The sequence below is a fragment of the Roseateles terrae genome (assembly GCF_014192155.1).
Classification (GTDB): domain Bacteria; phylum Pseudomonadota; class Gammaproteobacteria; order Burkholderiales; family Burkholderiaceae_C; genus Roseateles; species Roseateles terrae.
In genome coordinates this window covers 1,416,323-1,434,333 of the sequence record NZ_JACHXO010000001.1, presented here as the reverse complement: position 1 = coordinate 1,434,333, position 18,011 = coordinate 1,416,323, and the positions used below count along the sequence as shown (strand labels likewise).

The following is an 18,011-nucleotide window of genomic DNA, read 5'->3' as shown; positions in this document are numbered from 1 at the left end:
CCACCACGCGATTCGCGGAGACGACTCCATGTACCAGCACATCAAGGTGCCCGAGGGCGGGCAGAAGATTACGGTCAACGCCGACTTCTCGCTCAACGTTCCCAACAACCCCATCATCCCGTTCATCGAGGGTGACGGCACCGGTTTTGACATCACCCCCGTGATGATCAAGGTGGTGGACGCAGCCGTGGCCAAGGCCTACGGCGGCGCCAAGAAGATCCACTGGATGGAGATCTACGCCGGTGAGAAGTCCACCAAGGTGTACGGTCCGGACGTCTGGCTGCCGGAAGAGACCCTGAAGGTCCTGAAGGATTTCGTCGTCTCCATCAAGGGCCCGCTGACCACCCCCGTCGGTGGTGGCATCCGCTCGCTGAACGTGGCCCTGCGCCAGGAACTGGACCTGTACGTCTGCCTGCGCCCGGTGCGCTGGTTCAATGGCGTTCCTTCTCCGGTGAAGGAACCCCAGAAGACCGACATGGTCATCTTCCGCGAGAACTCGGAAGACATCTACGCCGGCATCGAATTCGAAGCCGAGTCGGACAAGGCCAAGAAGCTGATCAAGTTCCTGCAGGAAGAGTTCGGCGTCAAGAAGATCCGTTTCCCGGAAACGTCGGGCATTGGCGTGAAGCCGGTGTCGCGCGAGGGCACGGAGCGTCTGGTGCGCAAGGCCATCCAGTACGCCATCGACAATGACAAGCCCAGCGTGACCATCGTGCACAAGGGCAACATCATGAAGTTCACCGAAGGTGGCTTCCGTGACTGGGCCTATGCCCTGGCCCAGAAGGAATTCGGTGCTGAGCTGATCGACGGCGGCCCGTGGTGCAAGTTCAAGAACCCGAAGACCGGCAAGGACATCGTGGTGAAGGACAGCATCGCTGATGCGTTCCTGCAGCAGATCCTGCTGCGCCCCGCCGAGTACTCGGTGGTGGCCACGCTGAACCTGAATGGCGACTACATCTCCGACGCTCTGGCCGCACAGGTCGGCGGCATCGGTATCGCCCCGGGTGCGAACCTGAGCGACTCCGTCGCCATGTTCGAAGCCACCCACGGCACCGCACCGAAGTACGCTGGCAAGGACTATGTGAACCCCGGTTCCGAGATCCTGTCGGCTGAAATGATGCTGCGTCACATGGGCTGGACGGAAGCGGCAGACCTGATCATCTCGTCGATCGAGAAGTCGATCCTGTCGAAGAAGGTCACGTATGACTTCGCCCGCCTGCTGGACGGCGCCACGCAAGTGTCGTGCTCTGGCTTTGGGCAGGTGATGATCGAGAATATGTAATCTCGAAGAGCCTGGCGATGCCGGGCTTCAGCAAGAACCCCAGTGCGTGTGAGCGGCTGGGGTTTTTTTATGTCTGTGGGGGAGCGGTTGGGAAAGGGCTTGCCGCTCAGGTCTCCCCCGGTGATCTTCCCATAGTTGCGGAAGTTGCTGTTGGGACGGGCGCTGCGGATGTGCTCGATGTTCACGAGCGCGGTGAAGGTCTTGGGGTCGTAGTTCTTCGCCGCCTGGACCAGCCATTCACGCTGGATGGTGCGGCCGTCGGTGGTGGCGCCTTCGGTGGCGACGCGGCGGACGTATGACTAGGCGCTGAAGGCGCAAGTGCTTGCCGAATGTGATGCGCCGGGCAGTTCGGTTGCGAAGGTGGCGCTGGCTCACGGCATCAATGCCAATGTCGTTCATCGGTGGCGGCAGTTGGTGCGCGTAGGCAAGCCAGCGGTGCACGTAATCTCAAGCGGCTTTGTTCCGGTGTCGCTTGCCTCGCCGCCAGTGGCGCCGGCCCCGGTCCCCAGCACCGACATCCATGTGAAGTTGCGCCGAGGCGCCATCGTCCTGACGATCCACTGGCCGACCTCGGCAGCGGCCGAGTTCGCCGCCTGGACCCGAGAGCTGCTGCTTTGATCCGCATCGACGCCGTGTGGATGGCGGTCGAGCCGCTCGATATGCGGGCCGGCACCGAGACCGCGCTCGCCCGCGTGGTTAAGGTCTTCGGCGCGGCTCATCCGCACACCGCCTACCTCTTTGCCAATCGACGCACGCAGCCGGACAGTCCCATCGACGAGTTGCTGCCGCACCGCTGGCGAACTGCGTAGCCAGCATCACCTCGACATCGGCACATTCAATGGTCTTCCTCGCAATCACGCCTACCGGCCTGGCCAATGCACTTCGCGCCGCTACTGCAGATGACGCCGTCTGGTGCGGCAGCGATGCGATCACCGAGGTTGACTACGCCACGATGAAGCACCTGAACCTGGCCCGGTTCATCGACGAACTTGGCGACCGGGTTCTGGTCGCCGATGCCATCGGCACCATCGATGAGCACCACTCTCAACAGATCATCTGGGTTGAAGCCGCTGCACCAATTTAACGAGTAGCGCCAGATGGGTTCGCCGGACGCTTACGCTTAAGGTGCCTGCTCCGATAGTGCGGCCATGTGGACACCTTCTCAGCAACTCTCCGCGCCTCGGGGGGGCCTTATGAACGCTATGCGAGGTTTGATGGCACGTCACGCGCTCGTACTACTCGCGGCGGTGATGTTGGCGGGCTTCGCGCTACTCACTTCGAAGATGCTCGAGACCGAGACGCAGCCCGTCGATGCGTGGGTCCTGGTGTGGGCACAGCACTGGCGGGTCACGCAAGCGGGCGGCGAGGCGCTGACGCGCGCCATCACCGGTATGGGAAGCATGGTCGTGCTCCCCTTGATGACGGCGGTCATGGGTATGCGTCCGGCGAACTCACCCTGAACGGTTGAACCGATTCAGCGCTCAGCGCCATCCTTGGGCAGGACGCACACACCCGTCGCACACACGAAGTTCCCATCGCCCGGCATCTCCTGGCAGAACAACACCAGGTACTCGTTCCCCAGGTCCCACACGACGCGTTGGTCGATCTCCGCCTCGTGGTAGCCGCCTTCATAGGACGCGGTCCAGGTGCCCGAGCCGTCTTCCAGCGCTTCGTCCTCCCGCGCTTCGTCATCGAAGTCGCTCGACATCGGCATGTCAGCAGGCCAGGTATCCGTCAGCGGCGTGCGGTCGCTCAGCCATGCGGAGAGTTCGGCCATGACGGCCTCGAAGACGTCCCGATTGGCCAGTTCCCTATCGATCTGGTCGTCCGGCGTCAGGTCCTCGTCCTGCTCGAAGTCGCCGCTCTCATCGTGGAGCACCGCAATCTTGCGGCGCGGACCGTTGCGGAAGAAGTTGTGGTCGTTCTCGTGGATGCCGTAGAGCAGGACATCTCCGATCCGGTCGGGATACGGTGCGGCAACGAGTTGTTGGACGATGTCGAGAGGGGTGGGCTGAGTCATGGCCGCATTGGAGCCGATCCCCCCCAGCCTGGCGAGTGGCTTACGTCATCCCGTCGGGACTGCGCGGGAGAAGCGTCCCGCTGGCGTGGCGTTTGGGCGCTTGATCTTGATCCAGTCGCCTGTGCGCGGTTGCTGTTTTTAAAGTCGTCCGCTCACGAAAAGCCGCCGACGGATCGGCATGGTTGAAGCTGGTGTTGAAGTGATGCCAGCAAGACTCTCGATCCGCCGTCGGAGCAATCGATGCGACCGACATCAACCCGACTTTGCCGCCTAGAGACCAACCATTCCAGGCAAGGGGGCACGACACTTCCAGCTTGAGTGTGAGGCGATTCCCTACACAGCATTCCTGATGTTGCTTCTAGTGAGGTCTGAACGAGCCAGGGACACTCTAGGGTAAAGGCAACGTGAGCAGCATTCGAAGAGGTCCTCGACCGGCTGGCTTGCATTCAATCAAGGGTAGGCCATGGCTTCTTCCATCCGTCAGGTGCTCTACCTGAGCCGCGTGGCTCAGGATGTTGACGACCAAAGCTTGAAGCGCATCGTCGCGGCTGCGCAGATGAACAATCGGCGTCGCGATGTGACCGGTGTTCTGGCGGTTGGCGATGGAATCTTCGCGCAAATACTGGAGGGCGATTCAAACGACGTCGAGCAGACGCTTATCCGTATACGAGCCGATGAGCGACATCATGATGTGCAAATGGTGCTCGACAGCCATACGTCGGCCAGAAGCTTCGACCGTTGGAGCATGGAGCTGCTGATGGACGAAGTTTCTGCCAAGCTCGCCGAAGGCGTCTTTTGTGGAGAACGCTTCCCCGATGAGCTCGTTCAACATCTCAAGACGCAGCACTCACAGGACCCCGTCTGCTGGTCCGGCGACCTCCGAGCCATGGCCCTGTCCAGCTAACAACCCGGGGTGACGGAACTGATCTTCAGAATCGGACAGCCGGTGTAGGGAACCTTACCCTTCGACCCGCTGCCCGACGCGCCCTCCGTCGAGCGCCGTGCGGACGTCCCAGGTGTACGAGATCAGGCGGATGGCTTCATGACAAACGCCCTCAGCTCGGCAAGCTTTCCGCCCTCACAACGCCACACGTCGCTGTACTGGTGAACGCTGGAATTGCCGTCGGCGCTTTTTACCGTGATGCTGCCAAGGGCCACGACCCACGGGCCTTCCTCGATCATCCGTTCGACAGAAAACTCGGGCGGCTCGGCGTACTCGACTCGCATCCATTCACGCAGCGCGGCCTTGCCCGAGATGGGCGGTTGGCCAACGGTCACCCAAACGATGTCGTCACTGCAGTGACTGAGGAAGGTCTCAATGTCGCCGCGGACGATTGCTGCGTTAGCGGCCTTCAAGAGATCTTTGTTGGTCCCACTCATCAATCAACCCTCATCGACTTTGCCCGTCATCGGCAATCGGCGGACCTTGTTTCTCGCTCAAGTCTCTTCTTCGCCTGCACGTCCAGCTGCTCCAAAAGAGAGGCGGCATGAAGCGGTTGCCGCAAGCCTTGCGGACGGTTAATCGCCCGCTTGCGAACGAACCGACCACTCGCCCGTCGCGCCGAGCGGCCAGCCCTACGAAGACCTCTTCGCGCACGGCGGCGTCCTGATCGCTGAGGTTCCACCACAGCACGGCGCGGATCTCCAGTGCGTCAGCGGACTGAACACCCGTCAAGCGTTTGCCGCAATGACGCCTCGTTCAGCGCCCCACCCATTGCCACGCCGGCCGCTCCAGATCCCCGAACTCCAGAATCGTCGTTTCACCGAAAGACTTCTCCAGCGTCAGCGTCTGGCTTTCCATATCCTGCAGCGACGCGATCAATCGGCGGGCGTGCGAGACCACAAAGATCTGGGAGTGCTGCGCCGCGCGTCCGATCAGGCGTCCGAGTGCCGGGAGCAGGTCCGGATGAAGGCTGGTCTCAGGCTCATTCAGCACCAGCAGTGAGGACGGACGCGGCGACAGCAGCGCCGCGATCCACAGCAGGTAGCGCAGCGTACCGTCCGACAGCTCTGCCGCCTTGAGCGGACGCAGCAGTCCATGCTGGCGCATAGTGGTCTCAAAGCGCCCGTCATGGTGTTCAACGACCACCTCAGCGCCCGGAAACGCATCGTCCACCGCCTTGTCCAGCGCCTCACTGTCACCGATCTCGCGAATGGTCTGCAGGGCCGCAGCCAAGTCCGCGCCGTCGTGGCCCAGGACCGGCGTACGTGTGCCGACTTGCGGCAGGCGCGCGGGCGCCGCAGCATCCGTACGAAAATGGTCATAGAAACGCCAGGACCGGATGTCATCCCGCAAGGTCAGCAGCTCCGGAGTCCTGCGCGGGTCCGCCAGGCGGGCGAGCATGCTGTCGAACGGGGAGAGACGTTCTTGAACGATTTGCCAGTCTCCGCTGTCGTCTCTTGTGCGGACCAGGCCGTTCTTGCGCTCCACCAGCATGGCCGACGGCCGGGGCTTTGGTCCCGCCCAGACGTATTCACCCTTGATGATGGGATCGCGTGCAAACGCCGTAGGGGCGTCCGAAGGGGGCGGCAGGCCGAGGTCGATGGAGTAGCTGAACTCCGTGCTTTGGAAGCCCAGTCCAAGGCTGATGGGCTTGGTGCGGCGTGTGCCTTGGACGGGCGCCTCGCCACGCTTCATGGCCGCTGAGATCGCCTCAGGTCCTGCCCAAAGCGTCGATTCCAGACCGCCTTCCCGCGCCAGCGAAGCGATCACGCCGCCTTGTGCAGTCTCGGCCAGCAAGCGCAGCGCCTTGTAGACATTCGATTTGCCACTGCCATTGGCCCCGGTAATCACGTTGCAGGCGCCCAGCGGAATGACAAAGTCGCGGAGCGTTCGATAGTTCTGTACGGCAAGAGCCTCAAGCACGATGGCACTCCAGGACGTCTGCGGACATCTTTCCATCAAGTGGCTCGCCTCGTGGGTGCGCTGCTGTCGTCGTATTGGCGGCGGTCATTCATTCCTCCCTGAAATGTTGTTGGCGCCGTAGATTGTCCGTTCTTCTGAGCTTACGGACCGTCCGACACGACCCATATCCGACGCGACACCCTGTTGATGCGGGCTTGACCGCCGGTGCATGGAACGAGCCCGGAGAATGCTCCCCGGCTTTAGCACTGGGGAGCAGGCGCGGTAAGCGCGCACCGGCGTCTGAAGCGCAGGTGGCTCTGTGTGCGCCGGGTTGCCCTGGCTACTGATGCAGTGACATCGAGCAGATCACCGGATCAGCGATCAGGCCCGGCCAAACCCCGCCCGGAACGGCTCCGCCGCATCCTCCCGCGTATTGAGCTCCACCAGCACGCCACCTGGAATGCGGCAGAAGAAGCGTGAGCCTCGCCCATGGGTGATCAGGCCGGTGACGAACTCGACTTCAGCCGCTTTGAAACGCTCGAAGAGCGACTGCAGGTCGTCCAATGACGCCACTTCAAAACCGATGTGGAAGTTCCCCGGCCAGTGCACGGGCCGGTCTGCGGCGTCGTCAATGACCACATCGAAGCCGTGCCCCTTCAGCACGCAGGAGCGGCCCATCGGCGTGGCCTGCCATTCCAGATGGCGCACGAAGAAACCCGCCGTCGCAGCGACGTCGCGAGACGGAAAGCTCAGATGATTGAAAGTGAGGGTATGAGAGCGTTGTTGCATGATGCATCCATGTAGGGTCATGGAGCCACGCACCGCCGGCAGCAGGGGCATTCGGGTGCCGGGGAACCAAAGCTCAACGCACCCGGACGCCTCGCCGCAATGCTGGGCGTGGTCCGAAAGTGCGTTGGTTGACGTAAACGCTTACGGCTGCTGGAGAGGCAGCGACGTCAGTATACGGCCACATCTCGCGCCATTGCGCCCTCGCGCTCTCGCGTCATTGCACCATTGCGCCATCAACTATCCCCGCAAGCGCTCATACGCCCCCAGGACCACGTCCGATCCATACAGCCGCTCCAGCCGCCGCACCGTGAAATGCCCGCGGCTCATGTCCTGGAAATGGCTTACAAACAGGAAGTTGATGGTTCCCCCGGCCACCGCACCAATCACCGGCACCGCCTGCGCCGCCAGCTTCTCGGTCACCTGCACCTGGAAGCGTGAGGCAATCGCCGCAATCACCCGCACCATCACCGGCGCGCCTTCCCCGGCCACCGCCGTGGCGGCCAGATAGTCGGCCGCTTCACTGATCAGCTTGGCCATGCTGGAGCGCAGTGCCAGATAGCCGGACTCCCCGGCATCGTCCTTGTCCGACGGGCCACCCATACCAAACACCTTCAGGCATTCCAGCTTGACCTCGGCGCTGTTGATGTTCTCCCCATTCGCCCGCGCAATGTCGGCAATCGACCGGAAGATGACCCCGGTGGACACCGGCAACTCCACCGGCAGCGCGGCCAGCCCAAAGAACCCGCCCGCGGCACCGCTGACCGTCGCCAGCATCTTGTGAAAGCGGGGGGAGTCCAGGGCAGGGGCCTTGTCCATCGTCACCAGCGCCCCTTGCAGCGTCACCTTCAGAGCCTTCTCGGTGGCCGAGGCCACGATGGACTGGGCCGCCTTGGGCAAACCCGCCAGCGCGGCCTCGATGGGGCGGCCCAGCAGGTGGGAGGCCCGCGCCATGAAGCCCGGATTCTCCAGCAGCTGGTGGGCGTTCCGGAGTTCTTGCAAATGCTCAGGCGTCATGGACATACAGGCTTCCTGCGGTTGAAAAGGGGCCGCTGTCGCGAGGCAAGCGACTTGCCCAGCGTCACCGCGAGCAATACCCCCGGCACCAGCATCGCGCCGACGACATACGACGCCACGTCCAGCCAGTCCGCCGTGCTGCCCACGATGATGCGCAGCACCGGCTGCTGAATCTGCCAGCCCACCGCGCCGCAGATGTATTGTGAGAGCTCCACCAGACAGGCGATGCCCAAAGACGTCGCTGCGATGCGCCCGACAGGGGCCGCCACCACCATCGCAATCAGGCAGTGCACCCACGCCACAACGATGACATCGCCGGCGTACCAGCGCAGCCATTCCACCTCGCGTCCGACGGTCGCAATCGCCACTTCGGCGAGGAAGATCAGTAGCGCCCATAGCGCGTAAGCAGGACTGAGTCGCCAGAGTCCAGATGCCCGAAGGCCGGACGCTGGCGGCTTGTGAATGTTGGCGGCTGTCTTGCCGCGTAGGAAGGACTGGTTCATGGCACCCAGCGTAAGCAGGCATGGTGAGGCCAATGTGAAGTGCACCCGGCCGCTTCACGATGTCCCCTACGCGGTTTCCCGGATACGCCCGATTCACCCCGTTGCAATCCCATACGTCTCGGGAACCCCTGAATCGTGAAAGCGGTTTCAAAATCGCCCAATCTTGTCTAGGATGACCGGCGCTGGAGCAGCCGTCCGTGGATCGACGTCGCAGAACGTTGGCCGCGGGCGCCGATCGGTGTCCTCCCGCACCCACCGACTTTTCTTGGAGACAACACATGGGACTTCAGAAACATCGCGGCCTCCGCGCCACCCCTCCCGCGCTGCTGCGCACGGCCCTGCTCGGGGCGCTTGTGTTGACCGGCGCGCAGGCCGGCGCCAGCGTCACCAATCCGACCATCGGCCGACTGCTGTGGTCGGAGGAATTCAACGGCACATCGCTCAACACCGGCGTCTGGCGCACCTATGACGGCAACGGCTGCCAGATCAACCTGTGTGGCTACGGCAATGCGGAGCTGGAGTACTACAGCCCCAACAACCTCTCCATCGCCGACGTGCCGTTCGAACCCGGCACCCGGGCGCTGGCCATCCGCGCCCAGCGCCAGACGGTGGGCAGCAACCAGTTCACCTCCGGGAAGCTGGACACCTACGGCAAGGTGCAGATCCAGTACGGGATGATCGAAGTGCGCATGGCCTCGCCCTCGGTCACCACCGGGCTGTGGCCTGCTGCCTGGATGCTGGGCACCAGCCCGCAGACCTGGCCGCGCAATGGCGAGATCGACATCATGGAGCAGGGGCACCGCGCCTCGGCCTGGTCGGCCGCGGGTGCGCCGTCGCCGGACTATTACGTCGGCTCCAATGTGATCACCTGGTCGCAGGCGGCCTGCGTGCCGGGCAATGAATCGTGCGCGGCTTCCACCGCCTGGCAGACGAAGAACTGGTACAAGCCGCAGGCCTCGCTGGCCAATCGGTTCGTCAAGTACCGCCTGTACTGGACCGACAGCCAGATGCGTTTCACCGTGGTGGACAACGACGGTGAGCACGACATGTACAACGCCCCGCTGCCGGTGACCTCCACCTCGCTGCAGGCGCCGTTCTACTTCCTGCTGAACCTCGCCGTCGGGGGCAACTTCACCGATGCCGCCACGCCGGGCCAAGTGACGGCCCAACTGCCGGCCACGATGTATGTGGACTATGTGCGTGTCTATCAGCTGGACGGCAAGGGCGAAGTGAAGCTGGGCAGCCAGATCACGCCGGAGACCGGCAAGTTCGGTGTGTTCACCGACAACACGACGGTCAACAACAAGCTGGTGGCGGGTACGTCGTCGGACATCTTCCTGTGGAATCCCGCCTCCTCAGGTGCCGGCAACATCGGACCGTTTGAAGGCAGCAACGTCATCGCCTGGAGCTACAACACCCCCGGCCAGTGGTTCGGCGGCGGCATCCAGTCGCGTCAGATCCGGGACCTGACCAACTTCCGCAATGGCACGGTGAAGTTCCGGATCAAGATTCCGGCGGATGTGTCCTTCAACATCGGCATCGGCGACACCTACACCAACCAGTCGTGGGTCAATTTCCCGGCCAACACCACCGCATTTGGTCTGGTGCGAAACGGGGATTGGGGGACCGCCACGATCCCGGTCTCCACGCTGATCGGACCGAAGGTGGCGCTGCAGTCGGTCGCAGACATCTTCATGATCTCCAGCGATGCCAACCGTCTGCCGAACGCGCCGTTCCAGTTCGCCATCGACGATGTGGTCTGGGATTCGGGCACGACGACCCCGCAGGAGCCGCCGGTGGATCCGACGCCGGCGGGCATCAGCCAACCGACTGCCACGTCGGTGAAGTTCAGCCAGGCCACCGGCAGCTGGGCGGACGTGCACTACACCGTCAATGGCGGTGGTCAGCTGAATGTGCGCATGTCCAAGGAAGGCAGCGGCAATGCCTATACCGTCAGCGGCCTGAAGAAGGGCGACGTGGTGCGGTACAGCTTCACCTACTGGGATCCCAGCCGCAATGGCGCCTATGACACGGCGCAGCAGAGCTACACGCTGAAGTAAGCAGGGCGGGGAACGGGCGCCTTTGGCGTCTCGAGCCTTCCCTCCGGCCTCAAACGCCCGCCCTCGCGGGCGTTTTTCATGGGCTGCGAGCATTGCCGCCGAGCGCCCACTGCCCACCGGTCTGTCAGACGGGACCCCGACCGGCCGCCAGCGCGGGCCCCGAATTGCATGCGAAGGGCGGGACAAACGTACACCGGGCCCGCACCTTGCCAAATGAGGGCATTCCCACGACGAGCCCATGATGATTCAGCCCTTGGCAACCCCCCTCCAGCAGGTCAGTACAGGCGTTTCCGGCCTGGACGAAGTCCTTCGTGGTGGCCTCCCGGCCTCGCATCTGTATCTGCTCGAAGGGGCTTCCGGTGCCGGAAAGACGACCTTGGGTCTGCAATTCCTGCTGGAGGGTGTCCGCCAGGGGGAACGTGTCCTGTGGTGCACCCTGGCGGAAACCGAGTCGCAGCTGATGGCCACCGCCCACTCCCACCATTGGGACCTGACCGGCGTGGACGTGATCAACCTGGCCGACTCCGCCGGCCCGGAAGAGGGCGACTATTCCTTCTTTTCGCCGAGTGACGTCGAGCTGAACGACGTCGTGGGTCGCATCCTGTCGGTCACCCAGACCCTGCGGCCCACCCGCGTGGTGTTCGACCCGTTCTCCGATGTGAAGCTGCTCGCCCGTGATCCCCTGCGCTTTCGTCGCCAATTGCTGAAGCTGCGGGAGCATTTCTCTGAGCTGGGTGCGACGGTGCTGCTCATCCAGGAGGCCGATATCGACTCCACCTCCGACACCGCCGGGGAGGGCGTGGTGCACGGCATCATTACCCTCTACCAGCATGCCCCCGCCTACGGCAAGCAGCGTCGCCGCCTGCAGGTGCACAAAATGCGCGGTGTGGCGGTGCGGGAGGGCTTTCACGACATCTCGATCGAAACCGGCGGCGTCGTGGTCTATCCGCGCCTGGTCGCCAATGAGCACGACGCCCCGGTCACTGGTGGAACTTGCAGCAGCGGTTGTGCGGAACTTGATCAAATGATGGGCGGCGGCATCGATCTCGGTGCCAGCCTGTTGATGACCGGGCCGTCCGGCATCGGCAAAAGTACGTTGTGCATGCAGTTCCTCAATGAACGGGCCCGCCAGGGCGGCCGTGCGGCCGTGTATCTCTTCGACGAAACGCGGCGTGCATTCCTGGCCCGCGCCGAGGCGCTGGGCATGCCTACGCGCGAGCTTATCGAGCGGGGGCAGGTGTCTCTGCGCCAGATCGACCCCGCAGAGTTCTCCCCCGGCGAGTTCGCGCATCTGATCCGCCGCAAGGTGGAGGAAGACGGCGCAGAAATGATCGTGATCGACTCCCTCAATGGCTACCTCACCGCGATGCCGGACGAAAAACATCTGGCCATGCACGTACAGGAGCTGCTGAGTTATCTGTCCAACCGCGGCGTTGCCACCCTGTTGACCCTGAACCAGCAAGGCATTGTGGGGGAGTCCGCTTCGCCGCTGGACGTCACCTATCTGGCCGACGCCGCCATCCTGATGCGCTACTTCGAATCCGACGCGCAGATCCGCCGCGCACTCTCCGTGGTCAAGCGGCGCATGGGGTCCCATGAGACCAGCATCCGCGAAATGTTCATTGCGGCACCCGGCATCCGGTTGGGACGACCACTCACCGGCTACCGCGGGGTGCTGTCCGGCCTCCCGGAGGCGCTCGGCGCGGGTGAGTCGGTGGATGGGACGGCGGGCAACATGACGGGGCCCGCATGACCCATGACCATGTGCAATCCCTGTTGGTGCAGGAGTCGGACACGCTCGGTTCGCAGGCCGACGTGCTGATCCTGGCCGCGCGTCGGGACGCCGAACTGACCGCCAGGGCGCTGGAAGGCGCGGGCTACAGCTGCCAGTCGTGCGCCAATGAAGAGGCGCTGCTCGACACGCTCTCGACGGCGTCGGGCTCCCTGTTGATCGCTGAAGAGCGGCTCAGCCGCTCCCTGCTGGAGCGGCTCGCGCTGCTGATCCAGGCGCAGCCGGCCTGGTCCGACCTGCCGGTGCTGATCGTCGCCAATGACGGCACGGACCGTCTGCCGCTCAAGGCGGTGGCGGCGCTGGGCAATGTGTCGATGATCCAGCGTCCGATGACCCGTGACGCACTGCTCTCGACCGTGGCCTCGGCGCTGCGCGCCCGGCGCCGGCAGATGGAGGTGAGGGATCTGCTGGAGCAGCAGCGGGAGCAGGGCGAGCGGAAGGACCAGTTCCTGGCAATGCTGGCCCATGAACTGCGCAATCCGCTGACGCCCATCCGGTATGCCGCCCACCTGCTGCAACGGCCGGGCCTCGCGACGGACCGGCAGAGCCATCTGGCGGAGCTGGTGGACCGCCAGGTTGGCCATATGGGCCGCATCATCGACCAGTTGCTGGACGTCTCCCGCCTCACCCGCGGTCTGATCCAGCTGGAGCGCACCCGGGTGGACCTGTGCGCGCTGACGCAGGAGACCTTGCAGGCCCATGCGATCTCCGCACAGGCCAAGGAGATTCTCATCAGCTGCGACTGCAGCTGTTCGGTGTGGGTGGATGCAGACGAGACCCGTCTGCGCCAGGTGCTGGACAACCTGATCGACAACGCGATCAAGTTTTCACCGCCCGGGCACGGCATCCAGGTGCGCATCAGTGCGCGGGACGGACGGGTGCTGTGGCAGGTGGAAGACCATGGCGACGGTATCGAACCGGCGCTGCTGCCGCAGCTCTTTGATGCCTTTGTGCAGGCCGACCGGTCGCTGGAGCGCTCCCGCGGCGGCCTGGGGCTGGGGCTGGCCCTGGTCAAGGGACTGGTCACCATGCATGGCGGCGAGGTGTCGGTGCATTCCGAGGGGCCTGGTCAGGGCAGCCTCTTCACGGTGGATCTGCCCGCCGAACATGCGGACGAAGGCGGCCGCGAGCTGTCACCGCCGGATGAGCGCGAAGCGGTGAATGGCGAGATTCTGATTGCCGAGGACAACGTGGATGCCGCAGAGGCACTGCGCATGATCCTGGAAGGCCATGGCTACCGCGTCACCGTGGTGCACAGCGGCCCGGATGCCATTCAGGCGTTGCGGGATTCCCGTCCGCAGGTGCTGATCTGCGACATCGGGCTGCCGGGCATCAGCGGATATGACGTGGCCCGGGCGGCGTCGTCGGTGCATCGGCCGGAGGTGATGATTGCCGTGACGGGCTACGGCTCGGCTGAAGACAAGGCACACGCGCTGGCGGCGGGCTTCGATGCCCATCTGGCCAAGCCCGTGGCCGTGCCGCAACTGCTCAGGGAAATGGCCGGGGCGCTGCAGGGCGAAGAGGCGGAGCCTGGCCGCGCGTCCGGCCCTGACACGGGTTCCGGCCCCGTTCCTGACCCTGGCCCATCAGAGCGCTGAACGGTGAACCGTCCAACCGCCGTCGCCATGCGAAAAGCCCGCCACTGGCGGGCTTGGCATCGCACCGTCCCATCCGGGGACATGGCGCGTGCGAGGAGCGGACGGGACGCGAGGCCCCGCCCAAGCGGACGGGGCGCGAACCCGCACCCGGGCGGACAAAGCGCGAAGCCGCGCCGGCGGTCAGGCGGCGGCGGCCGCTGCCGGCTGGGTCGTCATCTGCTGCTCGGCCAGCAGACTCACGTCTACCGGCAGCTCCGCCACATCCAGCGGGCGGATGTCCTGGGCCATCAGGCCCTTGGGCCCGTTCACCAGTTCATAACTCACCCGGCAGCCCTGCTTGAGGGTGCGGAAACCTTCCATCTGGATCGCCGTAAAGTGCGCAAAGACATCGCCTCCGCCTTGATCCGGCTCAATGAAGCCAAACCCCTTGGCGTCGCTGAACCACTTTACCGTGCCTGTAGCCATCTTTTTTCTCTCCATCCCGGTGTCTTGTCGCACCCGAGCGGATTCTCAAATCCGCGTCAAGTCAGTGTCAATTCAGGAACTCCCCGGGGTCGCCTTCGCTGAAGATGCCAAACTAGGGCTATTCCCGAGACCTTGATCATGCGGCGGCTCATCTGAAAACTGGCCCGAAGCAGATCAATTTCTCGCTTGCTTGAAACCCGGGAACCCGACCGCATGTAGGGAAGTCCCGCTGTTTATAGAATCGGTTCATGCCTTTGTTTGCCAACAACTCCACGCCAGCGGGACCGCCAGGCACGCCACCGGGCCAAGATGAGGACGGCGGTGCGTCAACGACGCTGGAGCGTGTTGCTCAGAAGACGGAGCCTCCGCGCCTCTACCAGGTGCTGATGCTCAACGACGACTTCACGCCCATGGAGTTCGTAGTGATGGTCTTGCAGGAATATTTCCGCCACGATCTGGATACGGCCACCCAGATCATGCTGAAGATCCATCATGAAGGTCGTGGCGTCTGCGGTGTTTTCACCAAGGACGTCGCAGCCACCAAGGTCGAAATGGTCCTGGCCGCCGCGCGGCGCGCCGGGCATCCTTTGCAGTGCATTATGGAGGCCGCATGATTGCGCAAGAGCTTGAAGTCAGCCTGCACATGGCGTTTGTGGAAGCGCGTCAGCAGCGCCACGAGTTCATCACCGTGGAACACCTGTTGATGGCGTTGCTCGACAACCCATCCGCGGCTGAGGTGTTGCGCGCCTGCGCAGCCAACATCGAGGACCTGCGCAAGTCGCTGGCCCAGTTCATCAAGGAAAACACGCCCACCGTGGGCGGCACCGATGAGGTGGACACCCAGCCGACGCTGGGCTTCCAGCGCGTGATCCAGCGCGCCATCATGCATGTGCAGTCCACCGGCAACGGCAAGAAGGAAGTCACCGGCGCCAACGTGCTGGTGGCCATCTTCGGCGAGAAGGACTCCCACGCGGTCTACTACCTGCATCAGCAGGGCGTCACCCGTCTGGATGTCGTCAACTACATCGCGCACGGCATCAAGAAGAGCGAGCCGCCCGAGCCTCCCAAGGGCCCGGAAGGCTCGGGCAGCGAGTCCGAGCGGGAAGAGGGCGACACCCAGGGCGGTGGTGGCAAGGGCTCGCCGCTGGAGCAATTCACCCAGAACCTGAACCAGCAGGCCCGGGACGGCAAGATCGACCCGCTGATCGGCCGTGAGTTGGAAGTCGAGCGGGTGGTGCAGGTGCTGTGCCGCCGCCGCAAGAACAACCCGCTGCTGGTGGGTGAGGCCGGCGTGGGCAAGACAGCCATCGCCGAGGGCCTGGCCTGGCGCATCACCGAAGGCCAGGTGCCCGACGTGCTGGCCGAGGCGGTGGTCTATTCGCTGGACATGGGCGCGCTGCTGGCGGGCACCAAGTACCGCGGTGACTTCGAACAGCGCCTCAAGGCGGTGATCAAGCAGCTCAAGGACCAGCCAGGCGCCATTCTGTTCATCGACGAAATCCACACCCTCATCGGTGCGGGCGCAGCCTCGGGCGGCACGCTGGACGCCAGCAACCTGCTCAAGCCGGCGCTGTCGTCGGGCCAGCTCAAGTGCATCGGCGCGACCACCTTCAGCGAATACCGCGGCATCTTCGAGAAGGACGCGGCACTGTCCCGCCGATTCCAGAAGATCGACGTGGTGGAGCCGTCGGTGGAGCAGACCATCGAGATCCTCAAGGGTCTGAAGTCCCGCTTCGAAGAGCACCACAGCGTGAAGTACGCGCTGGGCGCCCTGCAGGCGGCTGCGGAGCTGTCGGCCAAGTTCATCAATGACCGTCATCTGCCCGACAAGGCGATCGACGTCATCGACGAAGCCGGTGCCGCGCAGCGTGTGCTGCCCAAGAGCAAGCAGAAGAAGACGATCACCCGTGCGGAAGTGGAAGACATCGTGGCGAAGATCGCCCGCATTCCGCCCGCGTCGGTGTCCTCGGACGACCGCAGCAAGCTCAAGAGCCTGGATCGCGACCTCAAGAGCGTGGTGTTCGGGCAGGATCCGTCCATCGACGCCCTGGCGGCCGCCATCAAGATGGCCCGATCGGGCCTGGGCAAGCCGGACAAGCCGATCGGCTCCTTCCTCTTCACCGGCCCGACCGGTGTGGGCAAGACCGAAGTGGCCAAGCAGCTGGCGTACATCCTGGGCATCGAGCTGATCCGCTTCGACATGTCCGAGTACATGGAGCGCCATGCGGTGAGCCGTCTGATCGGCGCGCCTCCGGGCTACGTGGGCTTTGACCAGGGCGGTCTGCTGACCGAAGCCGTCACCAAGAAGCCGCATGCGGTGTTGCTGCTCGACGAAATCGAGAAGGCGCATCCGGATGTCTTCAATGTGCTGCTGCAGGTGATGGACCATGGCACGCTGACCGACAACAACGGCCGCAAGGCCGACTTCCGCAACGTGATCATCATCATGACCACCAATGCGGGGGCGGAAGCGCTGCAGAAGGCGACGATCGGTTTCACGACCAAGCGCGAGCAAGGCGACGAAATGGGCGACATCAAGCGCCTGTTCACACCGGAGTTCCGCAACCGGCTGGATGCCATCGTGCACTTCCGCTCGCTGGACGAAGACATCATCCTGCGGGTGGTGGACAAGTTCCTGCTGCAACTGGAAAGCCAGCTGCAGGAGAAGAAGGTGGAAGTCACCTTCAGCGATGCGCTGCGCAAGCATCTGGCGGCCAAGGGCTTCGATCCGCAAATGGGCGCGCGGCCGATGCAGCGCCTCATCCAGGACACGATCCGTCGTGCGCTGGCCGACGAGCTGCTGTTTGGCAAGCTGGTCGACGGGGGCCGCCTGAGCGTGGATGTGGACGAGAAGGGCGAGGTCCAGCTGGACATCACCCCGCTGAAGAAGGACAACAAGCCCAAGGCGGAGCCGGCCACAGCCGATTGATGCCCGGGTGGGGTTCCGGATCGGATGACCCTCCCACCGTCCCCCGAAAGGGCCCGCTTCGGCGGGCCCTTTTTCATTTCCATCACGGTGCGGGGGCCGCCGCGGCAGGGGGTCAATCGGCCTTGGGGAAGTCCAGATCGGTGTCGTTCACCCGGTTCACCAGATTGGTGAACGTGATCATCGACACCGTCAGCAGCGCCTCCACCACCTGCTGCTCGGTGTAGCCCGCCGCGAGGACGGAGGCCAGCACTTCCGCCGGGACGGTGCCGCGGGTGGTCTGCACCGTGCGCACGAAACGGATCAGCGCGTCGAGCTTGTCCTGGCCGGTGGCTTCACCGGCGCGGATCTGCTTGAGTGCGGGGGCGGGCAGCCCCACCATGCGGCCCACGACCGTGTGCGCAGCCACGCAATAGTCACAGCCGTTGATCTCGCTCACGGCCAGGCGGATGGCTTCGATCTCGGACCGGCTGAGCGCGCCCTGACTCAGCGCGGCGTCCGCCGTCAGCAGGGTGGACAGCGACTTCGGGCTGTAGCCGCCGATGGTGGCGTAGGCATTGGGCACCTTGCCGACGGCCTTCTTCACTTGCGTGAAGAGGGTGGCGGCGTCGCTGGAGAGTTGATCCTGGGGAATGAGTGCAATACGGGACATGGTGTGAGCTCCGGTTGAATCGGCCGCGGCGCCCTGTGCGCTGCGGATGGAATGAACTGTAGGCC

Annotated in this window: 19 protein-coding genes and 1 pseudogene; 11 read left to right on the top strand and 9 right to left on the bottom strand. The window is 64.0% G+C overall.

What is annotated here, in order from left to right:
* Positions 1 to 28: 28 nt before the first annotated feature.
* Positions 29 to 1,282, top strand: coding sequence for an NADP-dependent isocitrate dehydrogenase (gene icd / locus FHS28_RS06030; RefSeq protein WP_088448628.1), 1,254 nt, complete (start codon positions 29 to 31; stop codon positions 1,280 to 1,282).
* 131 nt (positions 1,283 to 1,413) lie between these two features.
* On the opposite strand, the pseudogene FHS28_RS06025 reads toward icd, so the two are convergent.
* Positions 1,414 to 1,560, bottom strand: a pseudogene (locus tag FHS28_RS06025) (GPO family capsid scaffolding protein); the annotation flags it as partial.
* A 40-nt stretch (positions 1,561 to 1,600) separates the two neighbouring features.
* Between FHS28_RS06025 and FHS28_RS06020 the strand changes: the two are divergent.
* From FHS28_RS06020 to FHS28_RS06005, 4 genes are all read left to right on the top strand, one after another.
* Positions 1,601 to 1,900: a transposase gene (locus tag FHS28_RS06020; protein ID WP_088448629.1), complete on the top strand. Its 300-nt coding sequence runs from the start codon at positions 1,601 to 1,603 to the stop codon at positions 1,898 to 1,900.
* A complete protein-coding gene (locus tag FHS28_RS06015; protein WP_088448630.1) occupies positions 1,897 to 2,091 on the top strand; it encodes an IS66 family insertion sequence element accessory protein TnpB in 195 nt (64 codons plus the stop codon). Before FHS28_RS06020 ends, FHS28_RS06015 begins: the two co-directional genes overlap by 4 nt.
* A 29-nt stretch (positions 2,092 to 2,120) precedes the next feature.
* Positions 2,121 to 2,366 (top strand): hypothetical protein, encoded by a 246-nt coding sequence (locus tag FHS28_RS06010; RefSeq protein WP_088448631.1) that lies wholly within the window; start codon positions 2,121 to 2,123, stop codon positions 2,364 to 2,366.
* 130 nt (positions 2,367 to 2,496) lie between these two features.
* The gene (locus FHS28_RS06005; protein WP_184294232.1) at positions 2,497 to 2,742 is read left to right on the top strand and encodes a hypothetical protein; all 246 of its coding nucleotides are present in this window, start codon (positions 2,497 to 2,499) and stop codon (positions 2,740 to 2,742) included.
* Between the two features lie 14 nt (positions 2,743 to 2,756).
* Here the strand turns inward: FHS28_RS06005 and FHS28_RS06000 are convergent, their stop codons facing one another.
* Entirely contained in the window at positions 2,757 to 3,302 is a 546-nt protein-coding gene (locus FHS28_RS06000) for a hypothetical protein (protein ID WP_088448633.1), read from the bottom strand.
* A gap of 463 nt (positions 3,303 to 3,765) precedes the next feature.
* Here FHS28_RS06000 and FHS28_RS05995 point away from each other — a divergent pair, with 463 nt between their 5' ends.
* Positions 3,766 to 4,206, top strand: a complete 441-nt coding sequence (locus FHS28_RS05995; protein ID WP_088448634.1) for a BLUF domain-containing protein — start codon at positions 3,766 to 3,768, stop codon at positions 4,204 to 4,206.
* Between the two features lie 122 nt (positions 4,207 to 4,328).
* Here the strand turns inward: FHS28_RS05995 and FHS28_RS05990 are convergent, their stop codons facing one another.
* The 5 genes from FHS28_RS05990 to FHS28_RS05970 form a co-directional block, all read right to left on the bottom strand.
* On the bottom strand, positions 4,329 to 4,682 hold the full coding sequence (locus tag FHS28_RS05990) for a nuclear transport factor 2 family protein (RefSeq protein WP_088448635.1): 354 nt from the start codon (positions 4,680 to 4,682) through the stop codon (positions 4,329 to 4,331).
* Positions 4,683 to 5,001: 319 nt separating this feature from the next.
* Complete coding sequence (locus tag FHS28_RS05985) at positions 5,002 to 6,204, bottom strand: AAA family ATPase (protein ID WP_221193720.1); 1,203 nt, start codon at positions 6,202 to 6,204, stop codon at positions 5,002 to 5,004.
* A gap of 324 nt (positions 6,205 to 6,528) precedes the next feature.
* Positions 6,529 to 6,936, bottom strand: coding sequence for a VOC family protein (locus tag FHS28_RS05980; RefSeq protein ID WP_088449666.1), 408 nt, complete (start codon positions 6,934 to 6,936; stop codon positions 6,529 to 6,531).
* Positions 6,937 to 7,173: 237 nt separating this feature from the next.
* Positions 7,174 to 7,956, bottom strand: a complete 783-nt coding sequence (locus tag FHS28_RS05975; RefSeq protein ID WP_184294230.1) for an EcsC family protein — start codon at positions 7,954 to 7,956, stop codon at positions 7,174 to 7,176.
* Complete coding sequence (locus FHS28_RS05970; protein ID WP_088448637.1) at positions 7,947 to 8,453, bottom strand: ribosomal maturation YjgA family protein; 507 nt, start codon at positions 8,451 to 8,453, stop codon at positions 7,947 to 7,949. Before FHS28_RS05970 ends, FHS28_RS05975 begins: the two co-directional genes overlap by 10 nt.
* Positions 8,454 to 8,731: 278 nt before the next feature.
* On the opposite strand from FHS28_RS05970, the gene FHS28_RS05965 reads away from it, so the two are divergent.
* The 3 genes from FHS28_RS05965 to FHS28_RS05955 all read left to right on the top strand — a co-directional run bounded on the left by FHS28_RS05965 (position 8,732) and on the right by FHS28_RS05955 (position 13,903).
* Positions 8,732 to 10,513 carry a glycoside hydrolase family 16 protein gene (locus tag FHS28_RS05965; protein WP_088448638.1) on the top strand — a complete coding sequence of 594 codons (1,782 nt, stop codon included), beginning with the start codon at positions 8,732 to 8,734 and terminating at the stop codon, positions 10,511 to 10,513.
* A 253-nt stretch (positions 10,514 to 10,766) separates the two neighbouring features.
* Positions 10,767 to 12,266, top strand: coding sequence for an ATPase domain-containing protein (locus FHS28_RS05960; RefSeq protein WP_184294228.1), 1,500 nt, complete (start codon positions 10,767 to 10,769; stop codon positions 12,264 to 12,266).
* A complete protein-coding gene (locus FHS28_RS05955; RefSeq protein WP_088448640.1) occupies positions 12,263 to 13,903 on the top strand; it encodes an ATP-binding protein in 1,641 nt (546 codons plus the stop codon). The genes FHS28_RS05960 and FHS28_RS05955 overlap by 4 nt, the downstream gene beginning before the upstream one ends.
* A 180-nt stretch (positions 13,904 to 14,083) precedes the next feature.
* Here the strand turns inward: FHS28_RS05955 and FHS28_RS05950 are convergent, their stop codons facing one another.
* Positions 14,084 to 14,368: a cold-shock protein gene (locus FHS28_RS05950; protein ID WP_088448641.1), complete on the bottom strand. Its 285-nt coding sequence runs from the start codon at positions 14,366 to 14,368 to the stop codon at positions 14,084 to 14,086.
* Between the two features lie 248 nt (positions 14,369 to 14,616).
* Here FHS28_RS05950 and clpS point away from each other — a divergent pair, with 248 nt between their 5' ends.
* Both clpS and clpA read left to right on the top strand, forming a co-directional pair.
* Positions 14,617 to 14,982 (top strand): ATP-dependent Clp protease adapter ClpS, encoded by a 366-nt coding sequence (gene clpS, locus FHS28_RS05945; protein WP_088448642.1) that lies wholly within the window; start codon positions 14,617 to 14,619, stop codon positions 14,980 to 14,982.
* The gene (gene clpA, locus FHS28_RS05940; protein ID WP_088448643.1) at positions 14,979 to 17,297 is read left to right on the top strand and encodes an ATP-dependent Clp protease ATP-binding subunit ClpA; all 2,319 of its coding nucleotides are present in this window, start codon (positions 14,979 to 14,981) and stop codon (positions 17,295 to 17,297) included. The genes clpS and clpA overlap by 4 nt, the downstream gene beginning before the upstream one ends.
* A 112-nt stretch (positions 17,298 to 17,409) precedes the next feature.
* On the opposite strand, the gene FHS28_RS05935 is transcribed toward clpA, so the two are convergent.
* The gene (locus FHS28_RS05935) at positions 17,410 to 17,946 is read right to left on the bottom strand and encodes a carboxymuconolactone decarboxylase family protein (protein ID WP_088448644.1); all 537 of its coding nucleotides are present in this window, start codon (positions 17,944 to 17,946) and stop codon (positions 17,410 to 17,412) included.
* Positions 17,947 to 18,011 lie beyond the last annotated feature (65 nt).

Excerpts from the sequence above, each read along its gene's own strand:
- icd (WP_088448628.1), top strand. The coding sequence starts at position 29 with ATGTACCAGCACATCAAGGTGCCCGAGGGCGGGCAGAAGATTACGGTC.
- FHS28_RS06010 (WP_088448631.1), top strand. The coding sequence starts at position 2,121 with ATGGTCTTCCTCGCAATCACGCCTACCGGCCTGGCCAATGCACTTCGC.
- FHS28_RS06005 (WP_184294232.1), top strand. The coding sequence starts at position 2,497 with ATGGCACGTCACGCGCTCGTACTACTCGCGGCGGTGATGTTGGCGGGC.
- FHS28_RS06000 (WP_088448633.1), bottom strand. The coding sequence starts at position 3,302 with ATGACTCAGCCCACCCCTCTCGACATCGTCCAACAACTCGTTGCCGCA.
- FHS28_RS05995 (WP_088448634.1), top strand. The coding sequence starts at position 3,766 with ATGGCTTCTTCCATCCGTCAGGTGCTCTACCTGAGCCGCGTGGCTCAG.
- FHS28_RS05990 (WP_088448635.1), bottom strand. The coding sequence starts at position 4,682 with ATGAGTGGGACCAACAAAGATCTCTTGAAGGCCGCTAACGCAGCAATC.
- FHS28_RS05985 (WP_221193720.1), bottom strand. The coding sequence starts at position 6,204 with ATGGAAAGATGTCCGCAGACGTCCTGGAGTGCCATCGTGCTTGAGGCT.
- FHS28_RS05980 (WP_088449666.1), bottom strand. The coding sequence starts at position 6,936 with ATGCAACAACGCTCTCATACCCTCACTTTCAATCATCTGAGCTTTCCG.
- FHS28_RS05975 (WP_184294230.1), bottom strand. The coding sequence starts at position 7,956 with ATGTCCATGACGCCTGAGCATTTGCAAGAACTCCGGAACGCCCACCAG.
- FHS28_RS05970 (WP_088448637.1), bottom strand. The coding sequence starts at position 8,453 with ATGAACCAGTCCTTCCTACGCGGCAAGACAGCCGCCAACATTCACAAG.
- FHS28_RS05965 (WP_088448638.1), top strand. The coding sequence starts at position 8,732 with ATGGGACTTCAGAAACATCGCGGCCTCCGCGCCACCCCTCCCGCGCTG.
- FHS28_RS05955 (WP_088448640.1), top strand. The coding sequence starts at position 12,263 with ATGACCCATGACCATGTGCAATCCCTGTTGGTGCAGGAGTCGGACACG.
- FHS28_RS05950 (WP_088448641.1), bottom strand. The coding sequence starts at position 14,368 with ATGGCTACAGGCACGGTAAAGTGGTTCAGCGACGCCAAGGGGTTTGGC.
- clpS (WP_088448642.1), top strand. The coding sequence starts at position 14,617 with ATGCCTTTGTTTGCCAACAACTCCACGCCAGCGGGACCGCCAGGCACG.
- clpA (WP_088448643.1), top strand. The coding sequence starts at position 14,979 with ATGATTGCGCAAGAGCTTGAAGTCAGCCTGCACATGGCGTTTGTGGAA.
- FHS28_RS05935 (WP_088448644.1), bottom strand. The coding sequence starts at position 17,946 with ATGTCCCGTATTGCACTCATTCCCCAGGATCAACTCTCCAGCGACGCC.